An 11,131-nucleotide genomic window follows, 5' to 3' on the forward strand; every position below is an offset into this window, starting at 1 on the left:
GCTGAGATTTATGAAGATACTTTATATTGAGGATGATCTGCGGCTTGCTGAGCTGATAAAAGATTATCTGGAAAAGAACGGTTTTGAAGTTCTTCTTGCCCATGACGGCGAAGAGGGTATGAACACTGCAATAAAGCTGCAGCCTGAAATAGTGCTTTTGGATATGATGCTTCCCGGAATGAACGGCATGGAGATATGTAGAAGGATAAGACACGGTTTCAGCGGATTCATTCTTTTTCTGACGGCGCAGGATGACAACATGGACGAGGTTGCTGCCCTTGAAATGGGTGCAGACGACTATATTACAAAACCTATTGAGCCACGCGTTCTTTTGGCAAGACTGCGTGCAGTATCAAGAAGATACGCCGGAAAACCTTCGGCATTGTTCTATTTCTGCGGACTGGAGATAGATACCGGCGCCCGCAAAGTGACTCTTGACGGGAAAGAAGTTATTCTGTCGCCGAATGAATATGAGCTGCTTATTTTCCTTGCGGAAAATGCCGGACTTACAATGAGCCGCGACGATATATCTGAAAGACTGCGCGGAATAAACTACGACGGGCTGGACAGAACAGTCGATATAACTGTTTCCAGACTGAGGAAGAAAATTGGCGACAGCGATAAGCGCCCTGAAAAAATAAAAACTGTCTGGGGAAAGGGTTATATGCTTGTTAAAGACATGGGTGCTCCCAGATGAAAAAGCTGTTTGCATATGCAGCGATTTTCTTTATGGCAGTCATATTGTCGGGAAATGCCCTGACCAACAATGCCTTAAGAGTTTTTTTCAAAAATGAGGTTCTGGAGACCAACGTTTTTATCGGCGAAACTCCCATGGAAATGTTCACAGATATTCTTCAGAAAATGAGTGCCAAAGAGAGACGCGAGTATATTTCCGAATATACAAATCGTCACGGTTATCCACTTGAGATAGTGAATCTGAGCGAAATACCGGCAGATGAGCGCGCAGCCGTTATGAACGGTTCCGTTGTGACAAACATGGAAGGAGACCTGTTCAAAAAACGGATTCCCGGTTCGGATGACGTGTTTATCCTCGGACCTTTTAAAATCAGGCAGTACGGTCTTTATCTTCTCGTGATGGCTAATATGATAGCTATTTCTTTCATATTTTTATGTACCTTCTTTTTTGTTTTTTATATCTGGAAAGAAATGGAGAAGATAGGCAAAGCGGCTTCCGCTTTCGGCAGGGGTGATTTCAGCTACAGGATAAAAGCCGGAAGAGCCACTTTTATAAAACCGATCGCAGCTATATTTAACGATATGGCGCAGCGAACGAGTGACCTTATTTCTTCCCACAGGGATCTTACCAACGCGCTTGCTCATGAGCTTAAAACACCTATAGCATGCATGAAATTTGAGATAGAGAAACTGGCATCTTCTGTGCCGGATACGGAGGCATTGAACGGTATAAGGAAAGATTCCGAAAGACTGGAGAGTCTTATATCTTCCATGCTTACCTATGCGAGACTTAACAGAAGAGAGGATTTCACCTCGGTTAAAAATATCAACGTATGCGAATGGGTACACGATTACGCCGGAACTGTCGCAGGACAGGTGGAAACTGTCGCAGATGAATCCTGTAAAGACGTTTTTATCAACGCTGACGAGAAGCTGATCAATATTGCAGTTAATAACCTTGTTGGCAACAGTCTGAAATACTCAGGGACTAAGGCGGAGCTGTCAGTTCGATGTGTTGACGGGGATGTTATAATTGCTGTGAACGACAGAGGTCCCGGGCTTGACAAAGATACAATAGATAAACTTTTCAAGCCTTTTTACAGACCGGATGGACAGTCGGCTGAGGGACAAGGGTTGGGGCTTGCCATAGTTAAAAAGATAGCAGAACTTCACGGTGGAACGGTAACGGCGAAAAACCGGGAAGGCGGCGGCGCCTCTTTTTCTCTGATACTCAGATCAGTCTCTGTTACAATTTGATACATTTTTAAAACAAAATCAAAACAGATTGTATTTTTCATTTCTGATAGCCTGTTTTCTGATAAACAGGAGGAGAAAATGAAAAAAATACTAACGGTATTATTCGCTACCATGTTTTTTGCCTTTTCAGCTTATGCAGAAGAAAAGAAAGAAAACGGGTTTTACGGCAATGTTGAACTTGTCGGTGGTTTTCTGACAGGTGAACCGGCAGGTGATGAGGCATGGGGCGATGATGACAAATTAACGAACCTTTCCGGCAGCAACGGAAATGAAAATGTTGCTGCTGTTCTGCTTAATTTCCTTGTGGGTTATCATTTTGAAGGGTCAAAAATCGATGCATCTCTTGCACTGGATACTCTCGGCGACGGTCTTATCCTTAAGCTTGCCAAATCTGCTGACAGTGTGGGGACAATTTATGTTTCAGGCTCAGTGAATGCCGCGAATGTTTGGAAAGATCCCTATAAAAATGCGCCTCTGAACGGCGGCTCAACTGAATATGACAGGGACAAAACCTTTATGATCACAACCAAGGCCGAAGTGGGCATTGATTCTATAATGGGTTCCGGAGCTTTTTTTGCGGTTGAAGGAGGACAGCAGAGTGTTGATGACGATGATGTGACTGATGACCGTCTGAAACGTGATGCTGATTTTGCAGGTGCAGCTGTCGGATGGCTGTTCAGATTTTCCGATCATAACTCTCTTAAAATTTCGCTGAATGCCCGTAGTTATGACGCAGATGGAAGTTTTGAAGACAGAAATGAAGCGAAATTCAGTATATTTCACAGATATAGTACAAAAAGATTCGATTTTGATACAGGATACCGCGCTGTTGCAACTGAATATGATAATAAAAATACATATTTTGATAAAAAAAGGGAAGATAATGAAGGAATGTTTTCCCACAGGACAACATTTAAGGAACCTTTCGATTTGAAAAATACATATTTGTACGGTCAGATAATCTTTTCAGCAAAAGAATCTAATATAGATTTTTATGAAGGGAACAAAACAGTCGGTCTGATAGGAATCGGACTTAATTATTAAGATTCAGGCAGGGGCTTAAACCCCTGCCTCTTTATATCAGTTGAACAGTCCTGAACTAAGGTATCTTTCGCCTGAATCGGGAAGTATTACGACTATATTCTTACCTTCAAGCCCCATCTCGTCCGCGGCGTTGATCGCGGCGGCGACAGCGGCTCCGGAGGATATTCCGCAGATTATTCCTTCGTCCTTTGCCATCATTCTGGAATAGTCCAGTGCAACTGAATCTTCCACGGTTTCCATGCGGTCGAGTATCTTAAGGTCGAGCGTTTCGGGGATGAACCCTGCGCCGATGCCCTGAATCCCGTGGGGACCCGGTTTCAGTTTTTCGCCTTTAAGTTTCTGGCTGATCACAGGGCTTTTTGTCGGCTCAACGCCAACGATGATAACGTTTTTTCCTGCCCGCTCTTTCAGAAACCTTCCGATACCTGTTATGGTGCCGCCCGTTCCGATGGACGAAACGACCATGTCCACGCATCCGTCAGTGTCTCTGAGGATTTCTGGACCTGTTGTTTTTTCATGCACCAGAGGGTTGTACGGGTTGCGGAACTGATTTGCGAGGTAATATTTTTCAGGGTTCTCGGCAAGCATCCTGTCTGCTTCGGCAACGGCTCCTGCCATGCCTTTCGCGCCGTCCGTAAGGATGAGTTTCGCGCCGAAAGCCTTCATCATCATACGCCTTTCAAGGCTCATATTGTCAGGCATCACAATGACGACCTCATAACCCAGCGCCGCGCCTGCGAACGCAAGACCTATTCCTGTATTACCGCTGGTGGCTTCCAGAACGGACATTCCTGATTTAATCTCGCCGTTTTTTATCGCTTCGTTAAAGATGAACGCGCCCACTCTGCATTTAACGGAATATGCGGGGTTGCGCCCTTCAACCTTAACAAGGATATTATTTTTTTCGGAACCCTTTATCTTGTTCAGTTTTATCAGAGGAGTTTCGCCTATGGCAAGGGTGTTGTTGTCAAAGACCTTCATGCCACTCCGAATCCTTCTTCTTTAATAGCGGATGTGATTGATGATTCTTCCAGAGAATCTTCAAATTTAACTGTGACTGTACCTTTTTCAAGGTTTACGTCACATGACTGAACGCCGTCAAGCTCTGTAACAGCCTCTGTAACTGTCATAACGCAATGTTTGCACTTCATTCCTGATACGTTGAAAACTTTTTCTTTCATTGAAAACCTCCGTATGACCGGGCGTTATTGTCCGCCTTAGTTGACAATTTCCTCCATTTCTTATATTTTTGCAATACAAAACAAAATAAGACATATATTATTTTGCCTATATAAGGGGGTTTATCATGGCAAAAGTTCAGAGCCTGAACATAAGCAGGGAAAAGGGCGTTAAGAAAACGCCTGTGGACAGCGTAGAGCTTATCACCGATTTCGGTATTAAGGATGACGCGCACGCAGGAAAGTGGCACAGACAGGTGAGTCTGCTTGCCACAGAAAGCATTCAGAAGATGAAGGACAAAGGGCTGAACGTCGACAGCGGCGACTTTGCGGAGAACATCACAACAGAGGGTGCAGACCTCTTAAGCCTTGCTGTTGGCGACACCGTTATGGTTGGCGGTGTTGAACTGACCATCAGCCAGCTTGGGAAACTCTGCCACCACAGATGCGCTGTGTATTACGCCGCAGGCGACTGCGTTATGCCGCGCGAAGGTATTTTCGGCGTTGTCCGCAACGATGGAAAAGTTAAAGTGGGCGACGAATTCACTATTACCCGCAAAGAAGGACTTTCCGTATGCGTCATAACTCTCAGCGACAAGGGAAGCAAAGGCGAGCGTGTTGATGAGACAGGTCCCGCAGTTGCAAAGATGCTCAACGACAGACTGAAAGTCTGCTTCACCAGGAATGAAGTTATGGCGGATGAGCAGAAAGAGCTTGAAGACGCTCTTAAATATATGTGCGATCTGCAAAAGTTCGACCTTGTTGTGACCAACGGCTCAACAGGCGTTTCTCCCCGCGACATAGCTCCGGATGCAACTCTGAACGTCATTGAAAGACGTCTGCCCGGTTTTGAAGAGGCTATGCGCATGAAGAGCTTTGAAAAGACAAACCGCGCACTTATCAGCCGCGCTGTTGTAGGTGTACGCGGCAAAACACTCATAATAAACGTTCCCGGCAGCCCTAAAGGCGCTGTGGAGAATCTTGACGTCGTTGTTGACGCCATTCCCCACTGCATCGAAAAACTGCAGGGATCACAGGCGGACTGCGCTCAGTGAAGGACTACCCGCTCTATATAGCTCTGGACGGAATTGACGGCTGCGGCAAGACAACTCTTTCACAGGGCATTTACAAAGAATTTATGAAGCTCGGCAGACGGGTGAAACTCACCCGCGAGCCGGGCGGTACTGAGGTGGGGATGCTTCTGCGCCAGCTTTTGGTGAACCAGAAGTTCTCACTCGAACCGGAGACGGAGCTTATGCTCTATTGTGCGGACAGGCTTGAACATCAGACAAAGCTTGTTCTGCCGAACCTTGAAGCGGGCAGGGACGTTATCAGCGACAGATTTCTGTCGTCAACTTATGCATATCAGATTTTCGGAAGGGGACTGGATAAGCCGTTTCTGGATTTTCTGAGCAAACACAGCGTAAAGAGGATGCCGGACATCACCTTTATCATCGACATAGACCCGAAGACAGCCCTTGACAGGGCGATTGCCAGACTGAAACGTGACGGCATGATGCAGGATGAGGGTAAGTTTGAGTCGCTTGGCACGGAGTTTTATGAAAAGGTACACGAAGGGTTCGTATGGTATGCTGACACCCACGAGAACGTATGGACGATAAACGGAATGCAGGCGCCCGAAGCAGTGCTTTCTGATGTTATTGCTATATTGGATAATTTTATATGAACGTAATAGGGCATGAAAGAGAGAAGGAGATATTCGGACGGGTTCTGAAAGAGAACAGGCTCCATCATGCCTATATTCTGAGCGGGCGGGACGGCATCGGCAAAAAGCTTTTCGCAAAGGAACTTGCAAAGGCGCTTTTGTGCGAGAACGGCTCGTTCATGGAAAACTGTAAATGCCGCCACTGCACACTTGCTGACAGCGGTTCGCATCCTGATATACACATTGTTGAGGAATCACCGCTTAAAATAGACAGGGCGCGCGAGATTTCCTCTAACGCCTTTATGACGCCACTTTCGGCATCGAGAAAAGTTTACATCATTGACAGCGCGGACACCTTTGGGCTGGAGGCTGCAAACGCCCTGCTGAAGACCCTTGAGGAACCGCCGGAAGATACGCATTTTTTCCTTATCACATCGAGATATACGCAGGTTCTGCATACCATCAGGTCAAGATGTATAAACATAGGCTTCGGAGTGCTTTCAGACGAAGAGGTTGCAAGCGTAGTCCGTCTGCACTCTCAGAAGACCGATGAAGAGATAGAAAGGGCTGTTTCCATAAGCTCCGGTTCTGCCGGATACGCTCTTTATCTGCTGGAAAGCATGGAAAAACAGCCTGAATTCAATAGCAGGCTTAATCCTGTTGAACTGTTCTATGAGATAGAATCACTGGACGACAAGGACAAGATTCGGGCATACTGCGCTTCGCTGTACGGATATCTTCTTGAAAGGTATAAGAAAACAGGTAGCGAAACTATGCTCGCATTTTCCAACTATTTGCTGGATATTTTGAAAAGGCTTGAGTATAATGTCAGTTTAGACATATTCAGGTTTGACCTGTACATAAAAACTGTTGAGGTACTTAGTGAAAAAAGTTAATGCCATTGGCGTGGCTTTCAAGCCCGCGGGCAAGATATATGATTTCCTCTCCTGTGGGGTAGAGGCGCGATTTGGAGAAAAAGTTATAGTTGAAACTGAAAAGGGCGAGGATATGGCAAACGTCATCCACTCTGCCCGTGAAATAGAGGTTGACGACAAAGCTGAAATGAAAAACGTTGTCCGCAAGGCTACCATGGCGGATTTTGAACAGAGAAAACTGAACGCGGCGGACGAGCCTGCGGCTTTTAAAGCCTGTAAAGAATTTGTGGTTCAGCATAATCTGGATATGAAACTTCTGAAAGCTGAATATACGCTGGACAGAAGCAAGCTGACATTCTTCTTCACCGCCGACGGCAGAATAGACTTCCGCCAGCTTGTGCGCGACCTTGCGCGTGTTTTCCGCACCCGTATCGAAATGCGTCAGGTGGGCGTGCGCGACGCCACCAAGATGATAGGCGGATTCGGACTTTGCGGAAAAGAATTCTGCTGTTCAACATTCCTTAGAAAATTTGATAACATTTCAATAAAAATGGCGAAAGACCAGAACCTTATCCTTAACCCCACGAAGATATCAGGGGTTTGCGGAAGGCTCATGTGCTGTCTGATGTATGAAAAGGACGCATATGACGGCGACATCGTTTCCTGTGCGGGATGCAGAAAAGAGGAGATGATGGACGGCGACGACATGGTGCGCCTTAAAGACCTGCTTGACGATCATTCCGGAGGAGACATATGAGCGGCAGAACATTTTATATCACCACGCCCATCTATTATGTAAACGACGTTCCACACATAGGTCACGCATACACGACGGTTGCGTGCGACACCGTGAGCAGATATAAAAGACTGTGCGGATACGATGTTTTCTTCCTTACAGGAACCGACGAACACGGTCAGAAGATCGAGCAGGCGGCGCAGAAACGCAACATAACCCCCAAAGCGCTGGCAGATGAGGTTGTTCAACGGTATCAGAGCCTCTGGAAAGTTCTCAATATCTCGAATACCGATTTCATCCGTACAACAGACGAAAAACATAAGGCAGCCGTGCGCAAGATTTTCCGCACAATGCGCGATAAAGGCGATATATACATCGACCACTACGAGGGCTGGTACTGCACACCCTGTGAGACCTACCTCACAGAAACACAGCTTCTGGACGGCAACTGCTGTCCTTCGTGCGGACGCGAAACAAGCAAGCTGAAAGAACCCAGCTATTTCTTCAAAATGAGCAAATACGGCGATCAGCTTCTTAAACATATTGAAGAAAATAAAGATTTCATCCGTCCCGAATCGAGACGCAACGAGATAATCTCGTTTATAAAAGAGGGTCTGCGCGACCTTTCGGTTTCACGCGTATCTTTCAAATGGGGAATCCCTGTTCCGGAAGATGAAGACCACGTTATCTATGTGTGGCTGGATGCGCTGACAAACTATATCGCGGCTCTTGGCTATGGCGTGGATGATGACAGCAATTTCAAAAAATACTGGCCTGCGGATTTCCATGTGGTGGGTAAAGATATACTTCGTTTCCACACCGTCTATTGGCCTACAATGCTTTTAAGCGCGGGAGTTGAACTCCCCAAAAGCGTGTTTGCTCACGGCTGGTGGACTGTGGAAGGACAGAAGATGTCCAAATCCATGGGTAACGCAATTGACCCCAACTGGCTGGTTGAAAAATTCGGCGTGGATGCCATCCGCTATTTCCTTCTGCGCGAGGTTCCGTTCGGACTGGACGGCGACTTCTCGTTCAAAGGGCTTATACACCGCATCAACGGCGACCTTGCCAACGACCTCGGCAACCTGCTGAACCGTACCATGGGTATGGTTAACCGTTATTTTGACGGTATCGTTCCCGCATGCAGTGTTAAGGGCGAATATGACGAGGCTCTGGAAGCACTTGTCAGCAGAGTGTTTGACGAAGTTGACGGTCACCTGAACAACCTTGCGTTCAACAAGGCGCTCGCATCCCTTTGGGAACTGGTGAGCGGACTTAACAAATATATCGACGACAACGCACCCTGGGCGCTTGCCAAGGACGAAGCGAAAAAAGATGCACTCGGTTCAGTGCTTTACACTGTACTTGACGGCATCCGTCTCGTATCGCTCCTGCTGTATCCGTTCATACCCGACACAGCGGTGAAGATACGCAAACAGCTTAATACATCACTTGATATAGAAAAAGCTGATGAAAAATCGCTGAAAGCTGTCAGAAAGCTTGAAAGCGGACAGAAACTCGGCGAAGCTGAACAGCTTTTCCCCAGAATCGACGAAAAAGAGATGCTGGAATCGCTGAAACCAGCTGAAAAACCTGTGGAGAAGAAAGAAGAGGTCGTTGAAGACATAGATTTCGCGTATTTCTCCAAAATGTTGCTGAAAGCGGCAAAGGTTGTTGAGGCTGAGAAAGTGGAAAAATCCGACAAACTTCTCAAACTCAAAATAGACATAGGCGGCGGAGAGACCCGTCAGGTTGTTTCCGGTATCGCGAAAAGCTACAGCGCAGACGACATGAAGGGCAAGACCGTTGCGGTTGTCGCCAACCTGAAACCTGCGAAGCTTATGGGCATCGTTTCCGAAGGGATGATACTTGCCGCCACTGTGGGAGACAAACACGTCGTTGTGGAACTTCCCGACAGTATTGAAGCGGGAACAATAATAAAGTAATATTCCCATTTATTGAGTTTGCAATGATAAACAAAAAAGGCAGTCCGCTGCACCATCAGTTCCTTATGGAACTGAAAAGCGCGGGCGAAGCGGGGGCTTTCTTTACGGATTCCCACGCGCATATACACATGGAACCCCTTGCAGAGGATATGGAAGGGGTTATCAGCCGCGCGGACGAGAACTATGTCCGCCGCATCGTAACCATCGGCTGCGGGCTTGAGGACAGTCTCCTTGCGCAGAAAGCCGCCGCATCGCACGAACGCGTATTTTTCGCCGCCGGCATCCACCCCCACGATTCCTCCAGCTACGATTTTTCTGAGGCTTACGATGACTCTGATGTAACCAAAGGTTTTCATAAACTGTTTACGTATCCGAAATGTATCGCTATCGGCGAGATAGGTCTGGATTACTTCTATGATCTTTCTCCGCGCGACGTGCAGCAGAAGGTTTTCCGTCATTTCCTGCAGCTTGCAAAAGAATATAAAAAACCTGTGGTCATACACAACCGCGATTCAGCGGAGGATTGCGTACGCATCCTTGACGAAGAGGTGCGCGGACGGGACAGAAACGGTATAATCCACTGTTTCAGCGGCGACATCCAGCTTTTGCGGTGGGCGCTGGACAACGGTTTTTATATATCGTATGCCGGACCTGTCACCTATTCAAAATCAGACGACCTGCGGGCGACGCTTCAATATGTCCCTGTTGACCGTTTGCTCACGGAAACAGACTCCCCGTACCTCTCCCCGATGCCGTTGCGCGGCAAAACAAACGAGCCTGCAAACACCGTTTACAACGCATACGAAATTTCCATAATAAAAAGCATGAATTTATATGAATTTGCGGTACAATTGGAAAAGAACTACAATACCCTTTTTCAGGCCTGATTATGAAACACAATGTTTTACTGGTAGATGACAATGAATTGGAGCTGTTTGCTCTCAGAGAACTTTTTGAGGCAGAGGGCTACGAGGTTGATACTGCGGAGAACGGACTTTTTGCCCGGGATATGGTGAAGGATAAGGAATATGACATAATCATAACTGATCTTGTCATGCCGGTGTCCGACGGAATACAGTTTCTGTATTCACTCGGCTCAGCGGGCAGAGAGATCCCCGTCATCGTTCTCACAGGTTTCAACAGAATAGACAACATGCTGAACGCATTCCAGATGGGTGCTGTGGATGTGCTTTATAAACCTTATGACGTGTCCCAGCTTCTTGAGCTTTGCGCCAAGGTTTTGAAGAAAAATCAATCTTAACGGAGGTTTATATGACAATAAATGTTAACAAAATCCTTTATCCTACGGATTTCTCCGATCCGTCGGCATACGCGCTGAACTATGCTGCGGAGATGGCGAAGCTGTTTGATGCCGAGCTTGAACTTCTGCACGTTATGCTGGACGAAAGCCAGCTTGTGTCCTTTTACCTGCCGCAGATAACAGTGCAGAACCTCGCGAAGGATATGGAGGACGGAGCTACGGCGAAACTTCAGGAGTTCATTGCGAACGCAAAGGTTCTTGAAGGTGTCAAATATAAATACACCATGGCGAAAGGTATTGCCGACGAAGAGATAGTGCGTGTTGCGCAGGAATCAGGCACAGACCTTATCGTTATCGGTACACACGGACGCACAGGATTTGAACACGTTCTTTTCGGCTCGACAGCGGAAAAGGTTGTTCGCAAGGCTCCTTGTCCTGTTCTTTCAGTCAGGAAAAAAGCAGAAGAGTAGAT

The 11,131-nt window shown here is 46.9% G+C and carries 13 protein-coding genes; 11 read left to right on the forward strand and 2 right to left on the reverse strand.

The annotated features are described in order from the left end of the window. The first annotated feature begins 10 nt into the window (after window positions 1-10). The 3 genes from LRY47_RS06440 (at window position 11) to LRY47_RS06450 (ending at window position 2,997) form a co-directional block, all read left to right on the forward strand. Entirely contained in the window at window positions 11-697 is a 687-nt protein-coding gene (locus LRY47_RS06440; protein ID WP_295223557.1) for a response regulator transcription factor, read from the forward strand. Then, window positions 694-1,953 (forward strand): ATP-binding protein, encoded by a 1,260-nt coding sequence (locus LRY47_RS06445; protein WP_295223558.1) that lies wholly within the window; start codon window positions 694-696, stop codon window positions 1,951-1,953. The genes LRY47_RS06440 and LRY47_RS06445 overlap by 4 nt, the downstream gene beginning before the upstream one ends. A gap of 78 nt (window positions 1,954-2,031) precedes the next feature. Next, entirely contained in the window at window positions 2,032-2,997 is a 966-nt protein-coding gene (locus LRY47_RS06450) for a DUF2860 family protein (RefSeq protein ID WP_295223559.1), read from the forward strand. Between the two features lie 36 nt (window positions 2,998-3,033). Here the strand turns inward: LRY47_RS06450 and cysK are convergent, their stop codons facing one another. Continuing rightward, window positions 3,034-3,978, reverse strand: a complete 945-nt coding sequence (cysK, locus tag LRY47_RS06455; protein ID WP_295223560.1) for a cysteine synthase A — start codon at window positions 3,976-3,978, stop codon at window positions 3,034-3,036. Beyond that, window positions 3,975-4,178, reverse strand: a complete 204-nt coding sequence (locus LRY47_RS06460; protein ID WP_295223562.1) for a copper ion binding protein — start codon at window positions 4,176-4,178, stop codon at window positions 3,975-3,977. Before LRY47_RS06460 ends, cysK begins: the two co-directional genes overlap by 4 nt. Before the next feature lie 125 nt (window positions 4,179-4,303). Here LRY47_RS06460 and LRY47_RS06465 point away from each other — a divergent pair, with 125 nt between their 5' ends. Genes LRY47_RS06465 through LRY47_RS06500 form a run of 8 tightly spaced genes read left to right on the forward strand, consistent with a single transcriptional unit; the run spans window position 4,304 to window position 11,129 of the window. After that, window positions 4,304-5,230, forward strand: a complete 927-nt coding sequence (locus LRY47_RS06465; RefSeq protein ID WP_295223563.1) for an MOSC domain-containing protein — start codon at window positions 4,304-4,306, stop codon at window positions 5,228-5,230. Further along, complete coding sequence (tmk, locus tag LRY47_RS06470; protein WP_295223564.1) at window positions 5,227-5,862, forward strand: dTMP kinase; 636 nt, start codon at window positions 5,227-5,229, stop codon at window positions 5,860-5,862. Before LRY47_RS06465 ends, tmk begins: the two co-directional genes overlap by 4 nt. Further along, window positions 5,859-6,737, forward strand: coding sequence for a DNA polymerase III subunit delta' (locus LRY47_RS06475; protein ID WP_295223565.1), 879 nt, complete (start codon window positions 5,859-5,861; stop codon window positions 6,735-6,737). The genes tmk and LRY47_RS06475 overlap by 4 nt, the downstream gene beginning before the upstream one ends. Further along, entirely contained in the window at window positions 6,724-7,473 is a 750-nt protein-coding gene (gene ricT, locus LRY47_RS06480) for a regulatory iron-sulfur-containing complex subunit RicT (RefSeq protein ID WP_295223567.1), read from the forward strand. The genes LRY47_RS06475 and ricT overlap by 14 nt, the downstream gene beginning before the upstream one ends. After that, window positions 7,470-9,398 (forward strand): methionine--tRNA ligase, encoded by a 1,929-nt coding sequence (gene metG, locus LRY47_RS06485; protein WP_295223569.1) that lies wholly within the window; start codon window positions 7,470-7,472, stop codon window positions 9,396-9,398. Before ricT ends, metG begins: the two co-directional genes overlap by 4 nt. 23 nt (window positions 9,399-9,421) lie before the next feature. Beyond that, window positions 9,422-10,285, forward strand: coding sequence for a TatD family hydrolase (locus LRY47_RS06490; RefSeq protein WP_295223570.1), 864 nt, complete (start codon window positions 9,422-9,424; stop codon window positions 10,283-10,285). 2 nt (window positions 10,286-10,287) lie between these two features. Continuing rightward, window positions 10,288-10,659, forward strand: a complete 372-nt coding sequence (locus LRY47_RS06495) for a response regulator (RefSeq protein ID WP_295223572.1) — start codon at window positions 10,288-10,290, stop codon at window positions 10,657-10,659. Window positions 10,660-10,670: 11 nt separating this feature from the next. Further along, window positions 10,671-11,129: a universal stress protein gene (locus LRY47_RS06500; protein WP_295223573.1), complete on the forward strand. Its 459-nt coding sequence runs from the start codon at window positions 10,671-10,673 to the stop codon at window positions 11,127-11,129. Window positions 11,130-11,131: the final 2 nt, after the last annotated feature.

The organism is Seleniivibrio sp. (genome assembly GCF_021209385.1).
In the GTDB taxonomy this organism is placed as follows: Bacteria; Chrysiogenota; Deferribacteres; order Deferribacterales; family Geovibrionaceae; genus Seleniivibrio.